Source organism: Actinoplanes subtropicus, assembly GCF_000721705.1.
GTDB lineage: Bacteria > Actinomycetota > Actinomycetes > Mycobacteriales > Micromonosporaceae > Actinoplanes > Actinoplanes subtropicus.
Window position 1 is genome coordinate 264,795 of record NZ_JOJL01000020.1, and the last position, 21,794, is coordinate 286,588.

23 protein-coding genes are annotated in these 21,794 nt (G+C 72.0%); 20 read left to right on the plus strand and 3 right to left on the minus strand.

Annotated elements, in window-relative coordinates; all coding sequences use genetic code 11:
* Position 1 precedes the first annotated feature (1 nt).
* The 4 genes from IH26_RS0126440 (at position 2) to IH26_RS0126460 (ending at position 4,500) form a co-directional block, all read left to right on the plus strand.
* Positions 2-1,159 (plus strand): LLM class flavin-dependent oxidoreductase, encoded by a 1,158-nt coding sequence (locus IH26_RS0126440; RefSeq protein WP_030438940.1) that lies wholly within the window; start codon positions 2-4, stop codon positions 1,157-1,159.
* A complete protein-coding gene (locus IH26_RS0126445; protein ID WP_030438941.1) occupies positions 1,152-2,483 on the plus strand; it encodes an NtaA/DmoA family FMN-dependent monooxygenase in 1,332 nt (443 codons plus the stop codon). The genes IH26_RS0126440 and IH26_RS0126445 overlap by 8 nt, the downstream gene beginning before the upstream one ends.
* On the plus strand, positions 2,480-3,148 hold the full coding sequence (locus IH26_RS0126450) for a GNAT family N-acetyltransferase (protein ID WP_030438942.1): 669 nt from the start codon (positions 2,480-2,482) through the stop codon (positions 3,146-3,148). The genes IH26_RS0126445 and IH26_RS0126450 overlap by 4 nt, the downstream gene beginning before the upstream one ends.
* 359 nt (positions 3,149-3,507) lie before the next feature.
* A complete protein-coding gene (locus IH26_RS0126460; RefSeq protein ID WP_030438944.1) occupies positions 3,508-4,500 on the plus strand; it encodes an NAD(P)H-dependent flavin oxidoreductase in 993 nt (330 codons plus the stop codon).
* On the opposite strand, the gene IH26_RS0126465 is transcribed toward IH26_RS0126460, so the two are convergent.
* Entirely contained in the window at positions 4,489-4,917 is a 429-nt protein-coding gene (locus tag IH26_RS0126465; protein WP_245665520.1) for a hypothetical protein, read from the minus strand. The two genes, IH26_RS0126460 and IH26_RS0126465, sit on opposite strands and share 12 nt — an antisense overlap.
* Before the next feature lie 71 nt (positions 4,918-4,988).
* Positions 4,989-5,603 carry a metallophosphoesterase family protein gene (locus tag IH26_RS0126470; RefSeq protein ID WP_030438946.1) on the minus strand — a complete coding sequence of 205 codons (615 nt, stop codon included), beginning with the start codon at positions 5,601-5,603 and terminating at the stop codon, positions 4,989-4,991.
* Positions 5,604-5,777: 174 nt separating this feature from the next.
* On the opposite strand from IH26_RS0126470, the gene IH26_RS0126475 reads away from it, so the two are divergent.
* Genes IH26_RS0126475 through IH26_RS0126495 form a run of 5 tightly spaced genes read left to right on the plus strand, consistent with a single transcriptional unit; the run spans position 5,778 to position 8,570 of the window.
* On the plus strand, positions 5,778-6,155 hold the full coding sequence (locus tag IH26_RS0126475; protein ID WP_030438947.1) for a VOC family protein: 378 nt from the start codon (positions 5,778-5,780) through the stop codon (positions 6,153-6,155).
* Between the two features lie 44 nt (positions 6,156-6,199).
* Positions 6,200-6,514, plus strand: coding sequence for an SAV_915 family protein (locus tag IH26_RS0126480; protein ID WP_051808516.1), 315 nt, complete (start codon positions 6,200-6,202; stop codon positions 6,512-6,514).
* Positions 6,514-6,813 carry a DUF6317 family protein gene (locus IH26_RS0126485; protein WP_030438949.1) on the plus strand — a complete coding sequence of 100 codons (300 nt, stop codon included), beginning with the start codon at positions 6,514-6,516 and terminating at the stop codon, positions 6,811-6,813. Before IH26_RS0126480 ends, IH26_RS0126485 begins: the two co-directional genes overlap by 1 nt.
* A complete protein-coding gene (locus IH26_RS0126490) occupies positions 6,810-8,066 on the plus strand; it encodes a WXG100 family type VII secretion target (RefSeq protein WP_030438950.1) in 1,257 nt (418 codons plus the stop codon). The genes IH26_RS0126485 and IH26_RS0126490 overlap by 4 nt, the downstream gene beginning before the upstream one ends.
* Before the next feature lie 15 nt (positions 8,067-8,081).
* Positions 8,082-8,570: a hypothetical protein gene (locus tag IH26_RS0126495; protein ID WP_030438951.1), complete on the plus strand. Its 489-nt coding sequence runs from the start codon at positions 8,082-8,084 to the stop codon at positions 8,568-8,570.
* On the opposite strand, the gene IH26_RS0126500 is transcribed toward IH26_RS0126495, so the two are convergent.
* Positions 8,563-9,579 (minus strand): LacI family DNA-binding transcriptional regulator, encoded by a 1,017-nt coding sequence (locus IH26_RS0126500; protein ID WP_030438952.1) that lies wholly within the window; start codon positions 9,577-9,579, stop codon positions 8,563-8,565. The two genes, IH26_RS0126495 and IH26_RS0126500, sit on opposite strands and share 8 nt — an antisense overlap.
* 113 nt (positions 9,580-9,692) lie before the next feature.
* On the opposite strand from IH26_RS0126500, the gene IH26_RS0126505 reads away from it, so the two are divergent.
* The 11 genes from IH26_RS0126505 (at position 9,693) to IH26_RS0126555 (ending at position 21,788) form a co-directional block, all read left to right on the plus strand.
* Complete coding sequence (locus IH26_RS0126505; protein ID WP_030438953.1) at positions 9,693-10,922, plus strand: amino acid ABC transporter substrate-binding protein; 1,230 nt, start codon at positions 9,693-9,695, stop codon at positions 10,920-10,922.
* A gap of 4 nt (positions 10,923-10,926) precedes the next feature.
* Entirely contained in the window at positions 10,927-11,793 is an 867-nt protein-coding gene (locus tag IH26_RS0126510) for a branched-chain amino acid ABC transporter permease (RefSeq protein ID WP_030438954.1), read from the plus strand.
* On the plus strand, positions 11,790-12,722 hold the full coding sequence (locus IH26_RS0126515; protein WP_030438955.1) for a branched-chain amino acid ABC transporter permease: 933 nt from the start codon (positions 11,790-11,792) through the stop codon (positions 12,720-12,722). Before IH26_RS0126510 ends, IH26_RS0126515 begins: the two co-directional genes overlap by 4 nt.
* Positions 12,719-13,453, plus strand: coding sequence for an ABC transporter ATP-binding protein (locus tag IH26_RS0126520; RefSeq protein WP_030438956.1), 735 nt, complete (start codon positions 12,719-12,721; stop codon positions 13,451-13,453). The genes IH26_RS0126515 and IH26_RS0126520 overlap by 4 nt, the downstream gene beginning before the upstream one ends.
* 1 nt (position 13,454) lies before the next feature.
* Positions 13,455-14,201, plus strand: a complete 747-nt coding sequence (locus IH26_RS0126525) for an ABC transporter ATP-binding protein (RefSeq protein ID WP_030438957.1) — start codon at positions 13,455-13,457, stop codon at positions 14,199-14,201.
* A complete protein-coding gene (locus tag IH26_RS0126530) occupies positions 14,194-15,102 on the plus strand; it encodes an NAD(P)-dependent oxidoreductase (protein WP_030438958.1) in 909 nt (302 codons plus the stop codon). The genes IH26_RS0126525 and IH26_RS0126530 overlap by 8 nt, the downstream gene beginning before the upstream one ends.
* Positions 15,099-16,331, plus strand: a complete 1,233-nt coding sequence (locus IH26_RS0126535; protein WP_030438959.1) for a M24 family metallopeptidase — start codon at positions 15,099-15,101, stop codon at positions 16,329-16,331. The genes IH26_RS0126530 and IH26_RS0126535 overlap by 4 nt, the downstream gene beginning before the upstream one ends.
* Positions 16,332-16,343: 12 nt before the next feature.
* Positions 16,344-17,372 (plus strand): thiamine pyrophosphate-dependent dehydrogenase E1 component subunit alpha, encoded by a 1,029-nt coding sequence (locus tag IH26_RS0126540; protein WP_084599101.1) that lies wholly within the window; start codon positions 16,344-16,346, stop codon positions 17,370-17,372.
* Positions 17,360-18,337 (plus strand): alpha-ketoacid dehydrogenase subunit beta, encoded by a 978-nt coding sequence (locus IH26_RS0126545; RefSeq protein ID WP_030438961.1) that lies wholly within the window; start codon positions 17,360-17,362, stop codon positions 18,335-18,337. Before IH26_RS0126540 ends, IH26_RS0126545 begins: the two co-directional genes overlap by 13 nt.
* Positions 18,338-18,502: 165 nt before the next feature.
* Entirely contained in the window at positions 18,503-19,597 is a 1,095-nt protein-coding gene (locus tag IH26_RS0126550) for a hypothetical protein (protein WP_169789820.1), read from the plus strand.
* On the plus strand, positions 19,584-21,788 hold the full coding sequence (locus IH26_RS0126555; RefSeq protein ID WP_157437400.1) for a nitrate- and nitrite sensing domain-containing protein: 2,205 nt from the start codon (positions 19,584-19,586) through the stop codon (positions 21,786-21,788). The genes IH26_RS0126550 and IH26_RS0126555 overlap by 14 nt, the downstream gene beginning before the upstream one ends.
* Positions 21,789-21,794: the final 6 nt, after the last annotated feature.

A 21,794-nucleotide genomic window follows, 5' to 3' on the forward strand; every position in this document is an offset into this window, starting at 1 on the left:
CATGACAGCGCCACTGCATCTGGCCGTCGCGCTCGACGGCACCGGTTGGCACCCCGCCTCCTGGCGGGAGCCGGACGCCCGGCCCGCCGAGCTGTTCACCGCCCAGTACTGGCTCGATCTCGCGCGCGAGGCCGAGGCCGGCACGCTCGACTTCGTCACCTTCGAGGACGCGCTCGGCCTTCAGTCCGATCGGCCGGACGGGCCGGACGAGCGGACCGACCACGTCCGCGGGCGGCTCGACGCCGTGCTGATCGCGAGCCGGGTTGCGCCAGCGACCGGCCACATCGGGCTGGTGCCGACCGCGACGGTGACGCACACCGAGCCGTTCCACATCGCCAAGGCCCTGGCCACCCTCGACTACGTGAGCAAGGGCCGGGCGGGCTGGCGGGTGCAGGTCTCCGGGCGGGCGCACGAGGCCGGGCATTTCGGTCGCCGCACCCTCCCGGTGATCGAGCCGGGCCGGATCGACGACCCGGCGACGCGAGCGGTCGTCGAGGACCTCTTCGCCGAGGCGGCCGACTACGTCGAGGTGGTGCGCCGGCTCTGGGACAGCTGGGAGGACGACGCCGAGATCCGGGACGCCGCCACCGGGCGGTTCATCGACCGGGAGAAGCTGCACTACATCGACTTCGCCGGGAAGTACTTCAGCGTCCGCGGACCGTCGATCACGCCGCGGCCGCCCCAGGGCCAGCCGCCGGTCACCGCGCTCGCGCATGCCGAGACCCCGTATCGGTTCGCGAGCCGATCCGCCGATCTGACCTACGTGACCCCCGCCGACGCCGATCATGCCCGGCAGATCGTCGGCCAGGTCGAGAGCGGACACATCTTCGCCGACCTCGTGATCTTCCTCGAGGAAGGCGCGAAAGATCGTCTCGATGCCCTGGACCGCGAGGTGTACCGGTCCGACGCCGCGATCTTCAGCGGCACTCCGGCACAGCTCGCCGACCTGCTGATCGAGTGGCAGGCGGCCGGGATCAGCGGGTTCCGGCTCCGGCCCGGGCGGCTGCCCGCCGACCTCCGCTCGATCACCCGGGAGTTGGTGCCGGAGCTGCGGCGCCGAGGCGTCTTCCGGGAGGCCTACGAGGCGCCGACCTTGCGCGGGCTGCTCGGTTGGGAAAGGCCCGCCAACCGCTACGCCGTGGGAGCGACCGTTGCCTAAGCAGATTCACCTCGCCGCGCACTTCCCCGGCGTCAACAACACGACCGTCTGGAGCGACCCCGCCGCCGGCAGCCACATCGAGTTCGAGTCGTTCGTGCGGCTCGCGCAGACCGCCGAGCGGGCCAAGTTCGACTTCTTCTTCCTGGCCGAGGGGCTGCGGCTGCGCGAGCAGGGCGGCCAGATCTACGACCTGGACGTGGTCGGGCGGCCGGACACGTTCACCGTGCTGGCCGCGCTGGCCGCGGTGACCACCCACCTCGGGCTGGCCGGCACGATCAATTCGACCTTCAACGAGCCGTACGAGGTGGCCCGCCAGTTCGCCTCGCTGGACCATCTCTCCGGCGGGCGGGCGGCGTGGAACGTGGTCACCTCGTGGGACGCGTTCACCGGGGAGAACTTCCGGCGCGGCGGGTTCCTGGCCGAGTCCGACCGGTACGGCCGGGCCACCCAGTTCCTGGCCACGGCGGCCGAGTTGTTCGACTCGTGGCCGGCCGACGCGATCCTCGCCGACCAGCGGAGCGGACAGTTCCTGCGGGACGGCGCCGCCGGCACGTTCAAGCACACCGACGCGCACTTCGACATCAGCGGCCGGTTCAACGTGCCGCGGTCGCCGCAGGGCCGGCCGGTGATCCTGCAGGCCGGCGACTCGGACGCGGGCCGGGAGTTCGCGGCGGCCACCGCCGATGCGATCTTCAGCCGGCACGGGACACTGGTCGAGGGCCGCAAGTTCTACGCGGACGTGAAGGGACGGCTGGCCCGGTACGGCCGCAAGCCGGACGACCTGCTGGTGCTGCCGGCCGCGACCTTCGTGCTGGGCGACACCGACGCGGACGCGGCCGAGCGGGCGGCCGAGGTACGCCGGCAGCAGGTCAGCGGGCCGACCGCGATCAAGCTGCTCGAGCAGCTGTGGAACCGGGACCTCAGCGGGTACGACCCGGACGGGCCGCTGCCGGAGATCGACCCGGACGTCTCCGACGCGCACATCGCGCGCGGGCGGGCCAGCGTACGGATGCACCGCGACCCGATCGCGACGGCCCGGGAGTGGCGGGAGCGGGCCGAGGCGGGCAACCTGTCGATCCGCGAACTGATCATCGAGGTGACCGGGCGGCAGACGTTCATCGGCTCCGCGGCGACGGTTGCCGGGCAGCTCGACGAGCTGGTGCGGAACGACGCCGCCGACGGGTTCATCCTGGTGCCGCACGTGACGCCGGGCGGGCTCGACGAGTTCGCCGACACGGTGGTGCCGTTGTTGCAGGAGCGTGGGGTGTTCCGTACCGAATATGCCGGACCCACCCTGCGCGACCAGTTGGGACTGACCCGGTGATCGACAATCCGATCTGGCATTCCCTCACCGGCGCGCACAGCCATCTGGCCACGGTGCACGGGCGCGCGGCGCGATATCCGGATGAAGTGGCACAGTTCTACGCGGTGGCCGACCCTTCCGACCCGGCGTCCTGGGTGGACCTGGCCGAGCTGGCCGGGCCGGGGGCCGAGGTGGCGGTCGCCGGCCCGGTCCCGGCCGAGCACCCCGGCTGGGAACTGGCGGCCGAGATCCCCGGGGTGCAACTGGTGGACGTCTCGCTGCGGGCGGAGCCCCATCCCGAGGCGGTACGGCTGACCGCGGCGGACGTGCCGGAGATGCTCGACCTGGTCGAGCGCACCCGGCCCGGACCGTTCCGGCCGCGGACCATCGAGCTGGGTACCTACCTCGGCATCCGGCGCGAGGGCGCGCTTGTGGCGATGGCCGGCGAGCGGATGCGCCCACCGGGGTGGACCGAGATCAGCGCGGTCTGCACCGATCCGGCGTACCGCGGGCGGGGCTTGGCGACGTCGCTGGTCCGGGCGGTGGCGGCCGGCATCCGGGAGCGCGGCGAGACGCCGTTCCTGCACACGGCGGCGAGCAACGCGCCGGCGATCCGGCTGTACGAGGCGATCGGCTTCAAGCTGCGGCGGCGCACGACGTTCGGCCGCTACCGGTTGGTCGCATAAATCGACCACGTCGATGACGAAGGTGCCGGCGGCCGATCGGTGTAGGCGACGGTCGGCTGGGGGTCGATGCGGCTGGGGGTCGATGCGGCTGCCGGCCGGGAAGCGGAGACGCTCGGCCTGCTGACCGGTGAGGGCGGGCTTCGCGGTGACCACATAAGACAGTTGCAGACCGGTGCGGCCGGGATCGGGGCGGAAGGGCGGGCAGCGGGGAGGTCGCCCGACACCAGGAGGAGCGCCACCAGCAACGCCGGCGCGGCGAGCACGCGCTTCAGGCGGCCTCCTGTCTCCATAGGAGAGATCTTCACCCAGCTGTCCGTGGGGCGACAGGCCGCGCGCTCCTCGTGCGCCATCGTCAACGGATGGACCTGAAAACCAGATTCACCGAGGCGTACGGGTTGAGCACGCCCATCGCGCAGGCTGGGATGGCATTTGTCGGCATGGCGCCGGAATTGGCGGTCGCGGTCAGCAACGCGGGTGCGCTCGGCTCGCTCGGCGTCGGGCTGCTGCCCCCGCCCGCCATCACGCAGACCATCGCGGCCATCCGGGCCGGCACGCCGCGCCCGTTCCACGTCAACCTGATCACCGCGCTGACCGACGAGGCGCGGCTCGACGCGGTCGCCGAGGCGGCGCCGGCCGCGGTCTCGTTCCACTGGGGACACCCGTCGCGGGTCTGGATCGACGGGCTGCACGCGGTCGGCGCCCGGGTGTTCGAGCAGGTCGGCTCGGTCGACGACGCGAAGCGCGCGGTCGACGACGGGGTGGACGTGATCGTGGCGCAGGGGCTGGAGGCGGGCGGCCACAACTTCGCGACGCTGCCGACCTTCGCCCTGGTGCCGCTGGTGGTCGACGCGGTGGCTCCGGCGATCGTGCTGGCCGCGGGCGGGGTCGCCGATGGGCGGGGGCTGGCCGCGGCGCTGATGCTGGGCGCGGACGGCGCGTGGGTGGGCACCCGCCTGGTCGCCACGGACGAGTCGCTGGCCCACGAGGAGTACAAGGCGCGCCTGGTGTCGGCGGCGGCCACCGACACCGTACGCACCTCGCTTTTCGGTCCGGAAATGCCGGAATTCAACCCGATGCGGGTGCTCCGCAACCGGGCGATCGAGGAGCCGCCGACCGAGGAGCGCCCGGTGATCGGCCGGACGCGTCTCGGCGACGAGGTGATCGAGCTGCGCCGCTACACCAACATGGTCCCGATGCGCGGCCTGACCACCGGCGACCTCGACGAGATGCCGCTGCTCGCCGGCCAGGGCGTCGGCTTGGTGGACGCGGTCAAGGGCGCCGAGTCGGTGATCGCCGACATGACCGCCCAGGCGCTCGACTGCCTGGGCCGCTACCGTCCGTCAGCCGGCTAGGAGCGCCACGCCCGCGACGATCAGCGAGAAAACCTTCACCAATTCCAGGCCTACGTACGCGAGGTGGGCGTGCGACCGCGGCCCGTCCGCGCCCGCCAGCACGGCATCCGATCGGCGGGCCAGGGCCGGCCGGACGGCGGCGAGCTGGGCGACCAGCGCCGCCGCCGCGACCGAGTAACCGGCCCAGGCCGTCGCGCCGCCCTGCCCGGCCGCCAGCCCGACCGCGACGGCGACCCCGAACCCGGCCTCGACCACGTTGAGCGCCCGGAACACGAGCCGGCCGATGCCCAGCCCGATCGGCAGGGTGACCCCGGGCGCCCGGAACTTCAGCGGCGCCTCGAGGAAGGAGATGGCCACCACCATCCCGAGCCAGACGAAGATCAGCGCCACCACAAGCCCCAGCCAGTTGTTCCCCACGGCCGCGACGATAACCCGGCACCGACACAGCGGCGGCGGGCCACCCTGGGGCGGCCCGCCGTGGGGTTGGGTCAGGGGCGTTCGATCGTGCGGATGCGGCTGCGGCCGGCCGTACGCTCGAAGGTGATTTTGTCGATCTCGGTGTAGGGCTTGCCGGAGCCGGGGAGGGCGTCGGCCAGGGTGCGGACCGTGAACGTGGTGCGCTCGCCGTGGCGGCCGGGGACCACGTCGACCGCGATGAAGGCGTAGTCGTCGTAGCGGACCTGCGAGTAGCCGGTGTTCGTCTGGATCTCGTACGACAGGTCGTTGGCGTCCACCGAGATCACGCCGACGTTGCCGTACCCGAACCGGTAGACCGCGGGGCAGGTGTGCGGCCCGTTCGCCGGCAGGTCGAGCCGCTTCGCGTGCCCGCCGTAGCCGTGGTTCGGGCTGCCGCCGAGGAACTCGGTGTTCCCGTACAGCGGCTCCATGTCGTGGTTGCCGGTCGCGAACATCCACGGCGTGAACGCCGCCTGCGGCTCGATCTGGTTGAGGAACACATCCCAGACGTACGGGTTGTACTTGTTCTTGCCCGCCGGGGTGGCGTTCGGGATCGCGCTGTCGTCGGCCGGGAGGCCGGAGCCGTCCGGGTCGGCGTAGCAGATGTCGCCGGCCAGCAGGGTGAAGACCGGGCTCTGGGTGGCCATCAGGCTGGTCTGGGTGACGGCCGGGGTCTTGTCGGTGCCGTTCGTGCCGGCTGCCGGATCAACGTCCCGTTATTCGGGTAATTCACCGGTGAACTGAACATGACCTATATCTGAATCGAAGTTGATCAAAGCGAGCGGTCAGAAACTGACCGCAATGGCGGCGACGATGGAGACATGACAGCGACGTGGAAGATTGAGCTCATCCCGGTGCCGGTGACCGACGTCGACCGGGCCAAGGCGTTCTACGAGAAGATCGGCTTCACCGCCGACATGGACCGCACGGTGCGCGAGGGGCTGCGGTTCGTCCAGTTCACCCCGCCCGGGTCGGCCTGCTCGTTCGCGATCGGCGAGGGCATCACCGAGAAGACGCCGGGCACCCAGGAGATCCAGGTCGTGGTGGCCGACGCGCACGCGGCCCGCAAGCACCTGCTGGACGCCGGGGTCGAGGCCAGCGAGGTCGACCCGCAGCCGTGGGGTAACTTCGTCTACTTCAAGGACCCGGACGGCAACAGCTGGTCGCTGCAGGCGCTCGACTACCGCCCCAACGGCTGAGGCGCCGTACGCTACCGTGCGTGCTGACGGACGGATGGTGATCGATGAATCTTCCGGCGGACGCGGACGTGGTGTTCGTCCCGGCGCGGCCGATCCGCGACGGCGGCGAGCGGGAGCCGGCGGTCGAGCTGCGCCGGCTGGCCGAGACCGGCGAGCGGGTCGCGCTCGCCTTCAGCTCGGTCGGGGCCCTGGTGCGTACGCTGGGCCCGGCCCAGCCGTGGGTCGGCGTGCCGATGTACGCCTTCGTCGTCTGGCTGCGCACCCAGGGCGTCGACCGGATCGAGGTCGACCCGGTCTACGCCGGCGACATCTGGCGATGGTCGGCGGCGGACGTCCGCCGGGCCGCGGAGGAGAACTGATGGGCGCGGGGTATCAGGTCGTCTACGGCGACCTCGGCGATCTGGCCGGGGCGTTCACCACCGAGTCGGGCGAGTTCGCCGGGCTGCGGCCGCGGATGGCGCCGGCCCCGGCCGACGGCGGCGACGCGACGGTCGACTCCGGGATAGCCGCGCTGCTCTCGCTGTTCGCCTCGCTGAACGCCGGGATCAGCCAGGCCATGGGCGAGCACGGCAAGAAGCTGCGCGAGTGCCACGACGACTACAAGGAGAACGACTCCGACGTGGTCGCGCTCTACAACAAGGTGATCGGAGAGGCATGAGGATCGCCGGGGACATCGGCGGCCTGCAGCGGGTGTCCGGCTCGCTGACCGGGGTCGTCGAGGAGATGCACGGCAGCGCCGAGGCCCTGAGCAAGCGGGTCGACCAGCTGATCGGCGACGCCGGCTGGTCCGGTTCGGCGGCCGAGGAGTTCCGGGGCGCCTGGGAGCAGGACGCCGCCGCGGTGATCCAGCTGAGCAGCTGCGTGAAGCTGGCCGGCACGGTGCTCGGCACGCTCGCCACCAAGCTCCAGGCCGCCCAGCACCAACTCGACCTGGCGGTCTCGAACGCGCTCGACGCCGGCGTGCCGGTCGCCGACGACGGCGCGGTGCCGCCCGGCGTCTACACCGCACCGGTGCTCGCGGCGATGACTCAGTACTCGACCGACCGGGCCGCCGCGGAGCGGGCCGCCCAGGACGCTCGCGACGAGACGAGCGACATGCTGCACGACATCACCGCCGCCATCACCGGCCAGCCGACCTCGTTCCTGAAGTCGGCCGACGTGGCCGTCCTGGCCGCGTCGCTGAAGGGCTACTACGCGCTGCCGAACGAGTACGCCGAGGACGCCAAGAGCAAGCTCGACGACTTCAACAAGCGCTACAAGGACACCCAGTACACCCGCAAGCACACCCCGGCCGGCTCGCCGGAGAAGAAGGCGCTGACCGCCGAACTGGCCGAGATGCGGGCCGAGCGCAAGCTGCTGACCACCGACCTGTCGGCGGCCGAGAAGCTGGCCGGGCACTTCAAGGGCGGCCACTTCCTGGGCAGCTCGCTGGGCGACATCGCGGACGGCCTCGGCGTCCTGCAGGACGGCGGAAAGATGTCCCGCCTGCTCGACGGCGTGCCGGCCGTCGACGTGGCGCTGGGCGCGTTCGCCACCTGGGCGCAGGCCAAGGAGGACCACGAGAAGGGCTGGTCCTGGACGCACGCGATCCTGGTGGACGGCGGCTCCAACGCGGCGGCGATCGGCGCCGGCCTGGCCACCGACTGCATCCCGTACGTGGGCCCGGTGCTCGCGCCGTTCACCTCGTACGGGGTGGGCGCCTTCGGGTACGAGGCCGGCCACGAGGGACACTGGAACGAGCACATCACCGAGGACGGCTGGGTCAAGGGCATCGGCGAGGGCTTCGTCGACTCCGGCAAGGCGACCTGGGATTCGGACGTGGTCGGCATGTACCACAAGGTCGGGCACGACATCCAACATCCGCAGGAAGCCGCCGAGAGCCTCTGGCACGGCGTGAAGAACCTGTTCTGACGAGAGCCGGCGCCGATGAGCAAGCCCCGCAAACCCGCCGACGAGCAGGAAATGCGCCTGCGCGTGGAGGCCCGCCTGCACGACGGCGTCATCCCGGTGCCGTTCCTCGGCAAGACCTGGCTGACCCGGGGCGCGGCCTACTGGCGCCGCCGGGCCGGCGCGGTGGTCGTGATGGTGCTGGCGCTCGCCCTGGTGGGCGGCATGACCGTGGGCTTCACCATCGGCATCGTCGGCGACGGCAGCGACGCGATACGGATCGCGCTGGCCGTCCTCTACGACCTGACCGTCGTCGCCGGCGTCCGCACCGGCCTCCGCAAGATCGCCGCCGCCCCGCTCGACGACCGCCGCGGCGGCCCGGGCACGCACGTCCCGAACGGCCTGCTCGCCTTCGTGCTGGCCCCCTTCGGCACCGGTCTCGTGCTCACCATCCTGCTGGCCATGTTCGGCCGCGACTTCATCGGCGAGCGCCGTGCCCGCGAGCTGAGCCACCCCAAGCCTAGGTGACCGGGGCCGTGCTGGCCCGGACCTTCAGTTCCACGCCGAGCAGCGACTGGGCCGGCGGCCCGCCGGCCGATCCGTCCACTCGGGACAGCAGGATGCGGGCGGCCTGCGCGCCCATCTCGGCCAGGGGCAGCGCCACCGAGGTCAGCGGCGGGGCCAGCTTGTCCAGGTGGGGCATGTCGTTGAAGCCGATCAGCGACACCTCGCCCGGGCAGGAGCGGCCGGCCCGGGCCAGCGCGTCCAGCACGCCGAACGCGATCAGGTCGTTCCCGGCGACCACCGCGGTGAACGGGCGGGCCGAGGCGAGCAGCCGGCCGGCCGCCTCGGCGCCCGCCTCCTCGGTGTAGGCGGCGCAGGCCCACACCAGGTCGGTGGCGGGCAGGCCGTGCTGCAGGACGGACTGCCGGAAGGCGGCGGCCCGTTCCCGGCCGGTCGAGGTGTCGGCCGGGCCGCCCAGGTGGGCGATGTGCCGGTGGCCCAGCGCGACCAGGTGGTCGACCGCGAGCCGGACGCCGGTGCGCTCGTCGCCGCCCACGTACGGCAACTCGGCGCTCGCGGTGTTGCGGTTGACCAGCACCGCCGGCACCCCGGCCGCGGCGATCTCGGCGAGCAGGTCGTCGTGCCAGCGGGCGGTGGCGACGATGAAGCCGTCGGTGCCGCGGGCCCGCAGCAGCTCGATCTGCCGGCGCTCGGTGGCCGCGTCGTTGTCGGTGTCGGTGAGCACCAGCGTGTAGCCGGCCTGGGTCAGCACCTTCTCCGCGCCGCGGACCATAGGCGGGAAGAGCGGGTTGGTCACGTCCGGCACGACCATTCCGATCAAGAACGATCGGGCCGTGCGCAGGCCCCGCGCCACCGGATTCGGCACGTAGCCGAGGCGCTGGGCGGCCCGGGCCACCCGCCGCACGGTCGCCGGGCTGACCTGCTCGCGGGTCTCCGGGTTGAGCGCGCGGCTGGCCGTCCCGGGGTGGACGCCGGCCGCCCGGGCAACGTCCGCCAGCTTGATCCGCTGCATGGGCTCAGCGTATCCCGTACCACAATCGATTGCGTCATCTGATCAAACACCACATTGACGTGGCCCGAAAGGTGGCGAATGCTCGCCTGCAATCGATTGTTGAGGAGCGGCCCATGTCGACGAACAATCGTTTCTGGCGGGCCGGCCTGGCGACCGGCGCCGCGCTGGCTCTCGCGGCGTGCTCGTCCGGCGCCGCGAAGACGACGAAGGCCGCCGAGGCGCCGCTGGTGATCGGCGCGTCGGTCTCGCTGACCGGGGATTTCGCCGATTCCGGCAAGGCGGTCAAGGCCGGCTACGAGCTCTGGGCGGACACCGTGAACGCCAAGGGCGGCGTACTCGGGCGTACGGTCCAGATGAAGATCGTGGATGACACGTCCAGCCCCAACCAGGTGGTCACCAACTACCAGAACCTGATCAACAAGGACAAGGTCGACCTGGTCTTCGGCCCGTTCTCCAGCCTTCTCACGGTGCCCTCGTCGCAGGTCGCCAAGCGGTACGGGTACGCGTTCCTGGAACCGGCCGGCGGCGGCCCGGCCGTCTTCGCCCAGAAGCTGCCCAACCTCTTCTTCGTCCAGCCGGCCCCGGTGGTCAAGCAGGGCGACGTCTTCGCCGACTGGGTGCTGTCGCTGCCCGCCGCCCAGCGACCGGCCACCGCCGCCTACACCGAGCTGGACGACCCGTTCGCGACGCCGGTCGCCGAGGACATCCGGGCCCGGTTCGAGGCGGCCGGCATCAGGACCGTCTACAAGCAGGTGTATCCGGCCGAGACCCAGGACTTCTCGACCATCATGACGAAGGTGGCCGCGGCCAAGCCGGACGTGCTGGTCGGCGGCACCCAGAGCGAGGACGCGTACGGGCAGGTCAAGAGCCTGGTCCAGCTCAAGTTCAGCCCGAAGTTCATGTTCCTGTCCAACGGGGCGAACTCGCCGGTGGAGTTCCCCGACAAGGTGGGCGCCGCGAACACGGCCGGCATCATGTCCTCCGGCGACTGGTTCCCGGCCAGCAAGGCGCACGGCAGCGACGAGTTCGCCGCGGCGTATGTCAAGAAGTACGGCGGGACCACCGACACGATCGACAACACCAGCGCCGAGGCGTACGCGGCCGGGCAGTTGGTCGAGGAGGTCGCCGCGAAGACCGGGAAGATCGACAACGCCACCGTCATCGCGACCCTGCACCAGGGCACCTGGCCGACCGTGCTCGGCGACCTGAGCTGGGACGCGGTCGGGCAGCCGAGCGGCAGCTTCGCGCTGATCCAGTGGCAGAACGGCAAGCTGGTGCCGGTCTACCCGGCGGGCGTGGCGCAGGCCCAGCCGGTCTCCCCCAAGCCCGCGTGGGGCGGGTGAGCGTGTGCACGCCCTCGTCCAAGGGCTGATCCTGGGCGTGCTGACCGGCGGCGTCTACGCGCTGATGGCCTCCGGTCAGACGCTCGTCTTCGGCATCATGAAGGTGGTCAACCTGGCCCAGGGTGCGCTGGTCGTCCTGGGCGCGTACCTCTCGTACCAGCTGTTCGTCTCGTACGGCATCGACCCGTTCCTGGCGATCCCGGTGACCGCGGTGGTGATGTTCGCCCTCGGCGTGGGCGTGCACCTGGCCGTCCTGCGCCCGCTGCGCCGCGAGGACCGGGCCGAGCTGAGCCTGCTGGTCACCTTCGCGGTGGCGCTGCTGATCGAGGGCGTGATCGGCGTCGTCTGGAACACGACCCGGCGCAGCATCAACACGTCGTACGCCAACGACAGCTGGACGGTGGCCGGCTACCAGATCACGGTGGTCCGGTTCGCCGCGTTCGCGCTCTCGGCCGCCGCGCTCGGCCTGCTGATCCTGCTGCTGCACCGCACCCGCTTCGGCCGGGCGGTGCGGGCGACGGTGCAGAACCCGGAGTCGGCCCGGCTGCTCGGGGTGCGCGCCGAGCGGGTGGCCGCCCTCGGCTTCGGCCTGGGCGCGGCCACCGCGGCGGCGGCCGGCTCGGTCTACGGCCTGCTCTACCCGTTCAACGCCGGCAGCCACTACGACCTGATCTCGCTGCTGCTGTCCATCGTGGTGCTGGGCGGGCTGGGCAGCATCGGCGGCGCGATCGCCGGCGCGATGATCATCTCGGTCTCGTCGGCGGTGGTCGCCTCGACGATCTCCCCGTCCTGGGCCCCGATGACCTTCTTCGTGCTGCTGCTGGCCGTCCTGCTCGTCCGCCCGCAGGGCCTCTTCGGGAGACCGGCGTGATCAGGGGCGCGGTGTTCGTGGTGACGCTGGCCGTGCTGCCGCTGCTCGGGCTGCCGCACTGGGTGCTCAACATGCTGGTCTTCGTGCTGATGTTCGCCGCCCTCGCCAGCGCCTGGAACCTGGTCGGCGGCCTGACCGGCTACCCGTCGCTCGGGCACGCGGCGTTCTTCGGCATCGGCGCGTACGCCTTCGCCCTGCTCCTGCACCGGCAGACCGAGATCACCGACGGTTGGCAGCCGTTCGCCTGGCTGCCGGCGATCGGCGTGGGCACGGCGCTGATCGGCGTGCCGATCGCCGCGATCGCGATGCGCACCCGGGCCGACGTCTTCGCGATCGTCACCATCACGCTGCTCTTCGTCGTGCAGACGCTCGCGTTCAACCTGCACGGGCTGACCGGCGGCGCGCAGGGGCTGTCCTTCCCGGTCGCGCCGTTCCCGGCGGACACCTTCGAGCGGCCGTTCTACTACGTGCTGCTCGGCCTGCTGGTGCTGGCGATGCTGCTGACCTTCGGCACGCTGCGCAGCAAGGTCGGGCTGGCGCTGGCGACCGTGCGCGGGGACGAGGACAAGGCGCGCGGGCTCGGCATTCCGGTCGGCGGCGCGAAGGTGCTGGCCTTCGCGGTCAGCGTCGGGCTCACCGCGATGGTCGGCGCGGTCTGGGCGTACTACCAGGTCGGGATCATCTACCCGCAGTTCGCGGTGGATCCGCTGGTCACGATCGCGATGGTGCTGATGGTGTTCCTCGGCGGCCGGGGCACGCTGTGGGGCCCGGTGCTCGGGGCGTTCGTGCTCGAGACCGGCCAGCAGTACCTCGCGTACGAGCTGGGTGCGAGCCAGTTCTACCTGATCGCGTACGCGATGATCTTTCTTTTGATCATGTTGTTCCTGCCGCGCGGAGTGCTGCCGAGCCTGGCCGGGCGGCTGCGATGAGCGACCTGCTGCGAGTGGACGGCCTGCGCAAGAGCTACGGCGGGGTGACCGCGGTCGACGACTGCTCGCTGGCCGTCGCCGAGGGCACGGTGACCGCGCTGATCGGGCCGAACGGCTCCGGCAAGACCACGCTCTTCGACCTGATCACCGGATATCGCAAGCCGGACGCCGGCCGGGTTTTCTTCGCCGGCCAGGACGTCACCGGCCGTGGCCCCGGGCGGCTCTACCGCGCCGGGCTCTCCCGCACCTTCCAGCAGGCCCGGGTGTTCCCGCAGCTCACGGTGGTGGAGAACATGGTGGCCGCGGCCGGGCACCGGTGGTGGCGGCAGCTCGCCACGCCGCGGGTGAGTGCCGCCGACCGCGCGCGGACCGAGGCGCTGCTCGCCGAGTTCGACCTGACCGGCGACGCCGACCGGATCGCGGCCGAGCTCTCCTATGGCCGGCGCAAGCTGCTCGAGTTCGCCGCCGTGCTGATGAGCACGCCCCGGCTGGTGCTGCTCGACGAGCCGGCCGCCGGCGTCAACCCGGTGCTGGTCGAGCGGATGGAGCAGCACGTCCGGTCCCGGCACGCGGCCGGCGTGACGTTCCTGATCGTCGAGCATGACCTGTCCTTCGTGATGCGGCTCTGCGACCCGGTCATCGTGCTGGACGCCGGCCGCCCGATCAGCCAGGGCGACCCGTCCGCGGTCCGGGCGGATCCGCGGGTCCTCGACGCGTACCTGGGCGGTTGAGATGCTGCTCCGGATCGAGCGGGTGGTGGCCGGCTACGGTGCCGGCGACGTGCTGCGCGGCATCGACCTGGACGTCGCCGAGGGCGGCGTGACGTGCCTGATCGGCCCGAACGGCGCCGGCAAGTCGACGCTTCTGAGAACCGTCAGCGGGCTGCTGCGGCCCAGCCGCGGCCGGGTGCTGTTCCGCGGCGAGGATCTCGGCCGGCGCGGCCCGCGCGAGCGGCTGCTGCTCGGCATCGTGCACGTGCCGCAGGAGCGCAGCCTCTTCCCGGCCATGACCGTGCGGGACAACCTGCTGATGGGCGGCTACCTGCTGCGGGACCAGCGGCTGTTGCGGGAGCGGATCGACCGGGCGGTGGCCGCCTTCCCGATCTGCGCGCGGCGGGCCGGGGCGCACGCCGGGTCGCTCTCCGGCGGCGAGCAGAAGCAGGTCGAGCTGGCCCGCACGCTGCTGCTGGACCCGGCGCTGGTGCTGCTCGACGAGCCGTCGATCGGGCTGGACCCGCGGTCCCGGCGGCAGGTCTTCGAGAGCGTCCGGCAGCTGGCCGGGGCCGGCCGCACGATCCTGCTGGTCGAGCAGAACGCCCGCTCCGGGCTCGCCGCGGCGGACACCGGCGCGGTGCTGGACGGCGGCGTGGTGCGGCTGGTCGCGCCGGCCGCGCGGCTGCTCGACGACCCCGAGGTGGCGCGGCTGTACCTGGGTGCGGGTCCGGCTGAACACAAGGCGGAAAGGAGTCGAGATGAGTGAGGTCGGCTGGATCGGCGCGGGGCGGATGGGCGCGGCGATGGCTCGGCGGTTGCTGGCGGCCGGTTACGGCATCCACGTCTGGAACCGCACCCGGGAGAAGGCCGAGGCGCTCGCCGGGGCAAAGGTCGCCGACGCCGTGGACGACCTGGCCGGGCTGGAGGTCGTCGTCACCACGGTGGCCGACGACGCGTCGCTGCTGCGGGTCACGATCGGCGAGGAAGGGCTGCTGCGCGGGCCGGTGTCCCCCCGCTTCCTGATCGACGCCAGCACGGTCGCGGCGGAGACGTCGGAACGGGTCCGGCAGTTCGCCGCCGAGCGGGGCACCACGCTGCTGGCCGCCCCGGTCAGCGGCAACCCCAAGGTGGTGCGGGCCGGCCGGGCGTCGATCGTGGTCTCCGGGCCGAAGGACGCGTTCGCCGAGGTCGAGCCGCTGCTGCGGGCGATCGGCGCGGTGACCTACGTCGGCGGGGGCGACCAGGCCCGGCTGGTCAAACTCGCGCACAACGTGCTGCTCGGTGTGGTGACCCAGGCGCTGGCGGAGGTGACGGTGATGGCCCAGCGGGGTGGCGTACCCCGGTCGGTGTTTCTCGGTTTCCTGAACGACTCGGTGCTCGGCTCGGTGTTCAGCCGGTACAAGTCGCCGGCGCTGGTCAACCTCGACCTGACCCCGACCTTCACCACCGACCTGCTGCGCAAGGACTTCGACCTGGGGCTGGCCGCGGCGCGCGGGCTCGAGGTGCCGATGCCGGTCGCGGCGGCGGCCTACCAGCTGGTGCAGGCGGCGGCCGGGCGCGGGCACGGCGACGCCGACTTCGCGGCGCTGATCGTGGAGCAGGCCCGCAGCGCCGGGCTCGAGCTGGAACCGGAGCACGCGGACGTCGACGACGGGCTCGGGTCATGATCCCGGCATCGCCCGGGCGGATGGGCGTGGATTTTGAGGAGCGCGTCGACTTCGCGCGCCTGCGCGCCTACCGGCTCGGCCGGGCCCGCGCCGCGCTGGAGGCCTCCGACCTGGGCGCGCTGCTGCTCTTCGACATCAACAACATCCGGTACGTGTCGTCCACCATGATCGGCGAGTGGGCCCGGGACAAGGTCGCCCGCTACGTCCTGTTGACCCGCACCGGCGAGCCGGTGGTCTGGGATTTCGGCTCGGCCGCCCGGCACCACCAGCTGTACGCGCCATGGATCGTCCCGTCGAACAGCCGCGCCGGGATGCTCGGGCTGCGCGGCGCGGTCGCCCCCGACGCCGGCCTGATCGCCGCGGCGGTGGCGGAGCTGCGGGGTCTGCTGGCCGAGCACGGCGTGGCCGGGGAGCCGGTCGGGGTGGACATCGCCGAGACGCCGATGTTCCTCGAGTTGCAGCGCTCCGGCGTGGACGTGCGCGACGGCCAGCAGGTGATGCTGGACGCCCGGGTGCTCAAGTCGGCCGACGAGATCATGCTGTTGTCCACCGCGGCCGCCATGGTCGACGGCGTCTACCAGGACATCGCCGAGGCGCTCAAGCCCGGCATCCGGGAGAACGAGATCGTCGCGCTGGCCAACAAGCGGCTCTACGAGATGGGCTCGGACGACGTCGAGGCGATCAACGCGGTCTCCGGCGAGCGCTGCAGCCCGCACCCGCACAACTTCTCGGACCGGCTGATCCGGCCGGGCGACCAGGCGTACTTCGACATCATCCAGTCCTTCAACGGCTACCGGACCTGCTACTACCGCACCTTCGCGGTGGGCCGGGCGACCGCTTCGCAGCGGGACGCGTACGCCAGGGCGCGGGAGTGGATCGACGCGGCGATCGACCTGGTCCGGCCCGGGGTGACCACCGATCAGATCGCCCGGCTCTGGCCGGCCGCGCCCGAGTTCGGTTTCGCCGACGAGATGGCCGCCTTCGGCCTGCAGTTCGGCCACGGGCTCGGCCTCGGGCTGCACGAGCGGCCGATCATCTCGCGGCTCAACTCGCTGACCCACCCGGTCGAGCTGCGCGAGGGGATGGTCTTCGCGCTGGAGACGTACTGCCCCGCCGACGACGGCTACTCGGCCGCCCGGATCGAGGAGGAGGTCGTGGTCACCGCGGAGGGCGCGGCCGTGCTCACGCTCTTCCCCGCCGAGCAGCTCTTCGTGGCCAATCGCTATTAGTTGGAGGCTTCGATGCCACCCCCCGGCCTGTCCGCCCAAGACCTCTACACCCCGGTGGGCGAGGTGCGTGCGCCGGTTGCGCTCGACCTCTTCCGTACGCAGGTACGCCTGCGCCGGTTCGAGAAGCGCGCGTACGACCTGTTCCTGCAGAACCTGGTGAAGGGCACGAGTCACCTGTCGCTCGGCATGGAGGCGATCGCGGCCGGGTTCGCCGCCGCGATGACGCCCGAGGACTACACCTTCGCGACCTACCGCGGGCACGCGCACACCCTCGCGCGGGGCGCGCCGATGGACGCGGTGCTCGCCGAACTGCTCGGCCGGGACACCGGGCTGCTGCACGGCAAGGGCGGCTCGATGCACCTCACCGACGTCGAGCACGGGATGATGGGCTCGTACGCGATCGTCGGCGCGCACCTGACCGTGGCGCTCGGCGCCGGCTGGTCGGCGCGGTACCTGGGCCGCCCGCGGGTGACCGTGGTGTTCTTCGGCGACGGCGCGACCAACATCGGCGCGTTCCACGAGGCGCTGAACCTGGCCGCGACCTGGCGGCTGCCGGTGGTGTTCGTCTGCGAGAACAACCAGTACATGGAGTACACGCCGATCCGGGCGGTGACCGCGGTCCGGCGGCCGGCGGCGGACCGGGCCCCGGCGTACGGGATGGAACCGGTTCTGATCGACGGCAACGACGCCGACGCGGTCTTCCTCACCGCTTCGCACTTCCTCGGCCGGGCCCGGGCGGGCGACGGACCGGCCCTGATCGAGGCCTACACCTACCGGTCTACCGGCCACTCGCGGGCCGACCCGGCGCACTACAAGCCAGCCGACGAGGTGGCCGCGTGGGCGAAGTACGACCCGCTCGACCTCTACCGGCGGCGGCTGCTGGACGGCGGCGTGCCGGCCGCGGTGCTCGACGAGATCGACGCCTCGGCGCGGCAGGAAGTCGACGCGGCGACCGCCAAGGCGAAGGCGGCCCCCGCGCCCGGCCCGGACCGCCTGCTGACCAACCTGTGGGCGGACGGAGGCTCGTCATGGCGGAACTGACCTACCGCGACGCGGTGGCCCGGGCGATCGCCCAGGAGATGGCGCGCGACGAGCGGGTGGTCTTCCTCGGCGAGGACGTCGGCGCCCCCGGCGGCGTCTTCAAGGCGACGCCGGGCCTGCTGGAGCGGTTCGGCCCGGAGCGGGTCCGCGACACCCCCATCTCCGAACAGGCGATCCTCGGCGCCGCGATGGGCGCCGCGATGACCGGCCTGCGCCCGATCGCCGAGGTCATGTTCGCCGACTTCTTCGCGGTCTGCTGGGACGTCGTCGCCAACCAGATCGCCAAGGCCCGCTACATGACCGACGGCCAGGTGAGCCTGCCGCTGGTGATCCGCGCGGCGAACGGCGGCGGCCTGCGCTTCGGCGCCCAGCACTCGCAGGCGGTGGAGAACTGGGCGATGGCCGTGCCCGGCCTCAAGGTCGTCGCCCCGGCCACCCCGCGCGACGTGATCGGCCTGTTCGCGGCGGCCGTCCGCGACCCCGACCCGGTGCTCTTCTTCGAGCACAAGGCCCTGTATCCGGCGAAGGCCGCCGTGCCGGACGGGGAGATCGTCGACTCGCTGGGCACCGCGGAGGTCCGCCGCCAGGGCGACGACGCGACCATCCTGGCCCTGGCCGCGATGGTCCCCCGCGCGCTGGCCGCCGCCGACCGGCTGGCGGAAGACGGCATCGAGGCCACCGTCGTCGACGTCCGCAGCCTGGTCCCGCTCGACACCCGGACGATCCTGCGCGAAGTTGCGCACACCGGCCGGCTCTTCACCGTCGAGGAGAACCCGCGGCTGCTCGGCTGGGGCGCCGAGGTGGTCTCGATCGTCGCCGAGGAGTGCTTCTGGAAGCTGGACGGCCCGATCGTCCGGATCACCACGCCGCACATCCCGCTGCCCGCCGCCGACTTCCTGGAGGACCAGGCCATACCGTCGGTGGACCGGATAACCGACACCATTCGGGCCGCCATGAAGTCGTGATCTTATACTCCTCCGGGGCCGCGTACGCAAGATCCCACGACCAACATCACCTGAACCGGTGATCAGTCCTAACTGGTCTGTCGGTGACAGCGGGTCGAGTCGCCGTGACTCGACGCGATCTCCCGCCAGTACGTTCTCTCAGACTCGTGAAAAGGGTGAGCGATGATGAGTGAACGGGCGCGGATTCTCTATCCCCTTGCCCTTCTGGTGGCGGTCTCGGTGTTGTTCGCCCTGGTGTGGCAGTCGGTCGGGGAGCAGTCCGACTTCGCCGGCTCGGAGCGGGACGGCATCCGGTACATCCAGGCGCTGGTACCGCTCGAGATCGCACTGACCAACGCGGAGTCGGCCGCCGTCACCGGCGACTCGTCGCCGCGCGACACGCTCGGCCGGGCCATCGAAGCGGTTGCGCAGGTCGACGCGGAGCTCTCCGGCTCGCTGCGCACCCAGGACCGGTGGACCGAACTGCGTACCAAGATCGAGTCGCTGCCGAGCACCGGCGCGCCCGCGGAGATCATCACCGCGTACGGCGGCGCCAACGACCTGCTGCTGGCCCTGATGGACAAGGTGCGCAACACCTCCAAGCTGATCCGGGACCCGGAGGCCGGCCCGTACTACCTGGAGGACGGCGCGGCCCAGGAGTTGCCCGAGGGCATCGTCGCGGCCGCCCAGTACACGGATCTGCTGGTGAGCGTCGCCAAGCAGTCGGTGGCCGACCAGGCCAAGTCGGTCGTCGACATCAGCTCCGCGAAGTCCGACCTGGCCAGCAACGCGTCGGACCTCTCCGACGACGTGCGGCTCGCGGTCGAGGGCTCCGGCGGCGGTGAACTCGGCGCCGCGCTGCTGAGCAAGCTCGACCGCTTCAACCGGTCGATCGACAACCTCAAGCCCCTGATGGCGCCGCTGCTGGCCGGCAAGGGCGGCCTCGACGCGACCAAGGTCGTCAAGGCGCGCGACGAGACCCAGGCCGCCGCCGCGGACCTCTCGGTGGCGCTCCTCAGCCAGATCGACGCCGCGCTCCGCGACCGGCTCTCGTCGCTCAGCCACAAGCGGCTGCTGGCGGCCGGGGTTCTCGTGGTGTCCGTGCTGGTGGCGGCGGCGCCGTTCGTCCTGGCCGTGCTGGCCCGGCGCCGCAAGGACCCGCCGGCCCCCGCGCACCAGGCGCCGGCGCCGATCCCCGCACCGCCGCCGGCGCCCGTGCCGGCGTACAGCGCGCCCAGCTCGGAATACGCACAATGGGAGCGTTTCGGTGCTTCTCAGTAGGCTTCGTATCCGCGGCAAGCTGACGCTGCTGGTGATGATCCCGCTGCTGGCGATGGCCGGCCTGGCCGTGCCGGTGATCCGCGAGCTGGTCGTCGACGCCGGCAAGGCGACCGACATCGACACCGCCGCCACGGTGGCCGGGCGGGTCGGCTCGCTGCTGCAGGACCTGCAGCGCGAGCGGCTGCTCTCGGTCGGCTACCTGCTCGGCACCGTCGACGAGGACGACCTCGTGCTGCAGATCGCGCAGGTCACCGACCGGATCCGGGACATCCGGCTGGACCTGGGCAGCGACCTGCCGGCCGAGGTGAGCGCCCAGCTCGACAACACGCAGAAGCTCAAGGCTCTGCGCCAGCGGGTGCGGTCCAAGTCCGTCACGCCCGAGCAGGTGCTCGACCAGTTCGCCCCGGTGCTGGACGACATGATCGAGTCGCTCCGGCTGCCGCGGCAGGCCGACGGCACCACCGCCACCGGCCGGCAGCTCGTCGCGCTGGACTCGCTGCTGCGCCTGGACGAGTCCAACACCGAGAGCACCGCGCTGCTCGCGATGATGGCCGGGGGCGACGTCGCGCGCCAGGCCGCGCGGTACCACGAGGAGGAGGTCGAGTACGACGTCCACTTCGACCGGTTCACCGACGCCGCCACGGCGCGCGAGCGCGGCCTCTACGACCTGGTGGCGACCGCCTTCCGGGACCGCGTCGGCGCCGACTTCGACGAGCGGCTCCAGGCCGACCCGGCGAAGACGATGGCCGCGCTGCCGCTGGCCAAGCTGTTCCCCGCCCTGCTGTCGTTCAGCGTCCTCGGCGGCTTCGTCGAGAAGGGTCTCGTCGACGACGTCACGTCGACCGTCGCGCAGCAAAGACGACAACAACTGACCATTGCGTACGGGGTCGGCACGCTCGCCCTGCTGGTGCTGCTCGCGGTGCTGATCCTGGTGGCGGGCGTGGCCCGGGCGGTGGCCGTGCCGCTGACCCGGCTGAGCCGCTCGGCCGAACAGGTGGCCGAGGCCGGCGAGGCGGAGCTGCGGCGGGTCGCCGACGACGACAGCGAATCCGCCGATCCGGTACGCCTCGAAGTGCTCGAGATGAACTCCAACGACGAGATCGGCGACCTGGCGCGGGCCTTCGAGCGGGTGCAGACCACCGCCTCGCAACTGGTCGAGCGGCAGGTGCTCAGCCGGCGCAACGTCGCGGAGATGTTCGGGCACATCGGCCGGCGTACCCAGAACCTGGTCGGCGGCCAGGTGACGCTGATCGACGAGCTGGAGACCGAGGAGAGCGACCCGGAGCGCCTGGCCAAGCTGTACCGGCTGGACCACATCTCCAACCGCCTGCGGCGCAGCGCCGACAGCCTCGTGGTGATCTCCGGCGCCGACCGGGAGGAGAGCCACAATTCGCCGGTCCGCCTGGTCGACGTGTGCCGCCTGGCGCTCGCCGAGATCGAGGAGTACACCCGCGTCGACCTCGACGTCCCGATCGAGCTGTCGGTCTCCCCCGCACTGGTCAGCGACATGGTGCTGATCTGCGCGGAGCTGCTGGAGAACGCGACCACCTTCTCCCCGCCGCACACCCGGGTCGGCGTCAGCGCCCGGGCCGTGCGGGACGGCGTCGACCTGATCGTCGTGGACCACGGCATCGGGATGCCCGACGAGCGGCTCGACGAGGAGAACGGCCGGATCGCCCGGCGGGAGCGGCTCGACCTCGTACCGACTCAGGTCCTCGGTCTGTTCGTGGTCGGCCGGCTGGCCCGGCGCCACGGCCTGGGGGTCACGCTGCAGCACACGCCCGGCGGCGGCGTCACCGTCGTGGTGAGCCTGACCGGCGCGATGCTGCCCGCCCCGCGCGTCACCACGGCCGAGCCGATCATGGCCGCTCCCGAGCCGCCCCCGACCACCGTCGAGCTGCGGCCGCAGTCGATGAACGTGATCTCGCGAGTCACGGTCGCCATGCGTGATCCGCTCCCCTGGAACGGCTTCGAGCCGGTCCGCCGCCTGCCCGCGCCGCCCTCGCCCCAGGCGCCCACCCTGCATCGCCGGGTGCCCGGCGCGCAGCTGCCGGCCGAGACCGCACCCCCGGCCGGCCCGGCCGCGATCGACATGGACCCGGACCAGGCCCGCCTCCTGGTCGAGCAGTTCGAGTCGGGCGTGGCCCGCGCGCTGCACCCGCACGACGCCGCACGCGCCGACCGACAGTGAAGAGGG

What these genes read in the sequence shown, in the direction of transcription:
- IH26_RS0126550 (WP_169789820.1), top strand. Translation starts at nt 18,503, where the DNA reads ATGAGTGAACGGGCGCGGATTCTCTATCCCCTTGCCCTTCTGGTGGCG.
- IH26_RS0126480 (WP_051808516.1), top strand. Translation starts at nt 6,200, where the DNA reads ATGAATCTTCCGGCGGACGCGGACGTGGTGTTCGTCCCGGCGCGGCCG.
- IH26_RS0126485 (WP_030438949.1), top strand. Translation starts at nt 6,514, where the DNA reads ATGGGCGCGGGGTATCAGGTCGTCTACGGCGACCTCGGCGATCTGGCC.
- IH26_RS0126500 (WP_030438952.1), bottom strand. Translation starts at nt 9,579, where the DNA reads ATGCAGCGGATCAAGCTGGCGGACGTTGCCCGGGCGGCCGGCGTCCAC.
- IH26_RS0126540 (WP_084599101.1), top strand. Translation starts at nt 16,344, where the DNA reads ATGCCACCCCCCGGCCTGTCCGCCCAAGACCTCTACACCCCGGTGGGC.
- IH26_RS0126520 (WP_030438956.1), top strand. Translation starts at nt 12,719, where the DNA reads ATGAGCGACCTGCTGCGAGTGGACGGCCTGCGCAAGAGCTACGGCGGG.
- IH26_RS0126460 (WP_030438944.1), top strand. Translation starts at nt 3,508, where the DNA reads ATGGACCTGAAAACCAGATTCACCGAGGCGTACGGGTTGAGCACGCCC.
- IH26_RS0126535 (WP_030438959.1), top strand. Translation starts at nt 15,099, where the DNA reads ATGATCCCGGCATCGCCCGGGCGGATGGGCGTGGATTTTGAGGAGCGC.
- IH26_RS0126505 (WP_030438953.1), top strand. Translation starts at nt 9,693, where the DNA reads ATGTCGACGAACAATCGTTTCTGGCGGGCCGGCCTGGCGACCGGCGCC.
- IH26_RS0126475 (WP_030438947.1), top strand. Translation starts at nt 5,778, where the DNA reads ATGACAGCGACGTGGAAGATTGAGCTCATCCCGGTGCCGGTGACCGAC.
- IH26_RS0126440 (WP_030438940.1), top strand. Translation starts at nt 2, where the DNA reads ATGACAGCGCCACTGCATCTGGCCGTCGCGCTCGACGGCACCGGTTGG.
- IH26_RS0126470 (WP_030438946.1), bottom strand. Translation starts at nt 5,603, where the DNA reads ATGGCCACCCAGAGCCCGGTCTTCACCCTGCTGGCCGGCGACATCTGC.
- IH26_RS0126525 (WP_030438957.1), top strand. Translation starts at nt 13,455, where the DNA reads ATGCTGCTCCGGATCGAGCGGGTGGTGGCCGGCTACGGTGCCGGCGAC.
- IH26_RS0126495 (WP_030438951.1), top strand. Translation starts at nt 8,082, where the DNA reads ATGAGCAAGCCCCGCAAACCCGCCGACGAGCAGGAAATGCGCCTGCGC.
- IH26_RS0126490 (WP_030438950.1), top strand. Translation starts at nt 6,810, where the DNA reads ATGAGGATCGCCGGGGACATCGGCGGCCTGCAGCGGGTGTCCGGCTCG.
- IH26_RS0126530 (WP_030438958.1), top strand. Translation starts at nt 14,194, where the DNA reads ATGAGTGAGGTCGGCTGGATCGGCGCGGGGCGGATGGGCGCGGCGATG.
- IH26_RS0126545 (WP_030438961.1), top strand. Translation starts at nt 17,360, where the DNA reads ATGGCGGAACTGACCTACCGCGACGCGGTGGCCCGGGCGATCGCCCAG.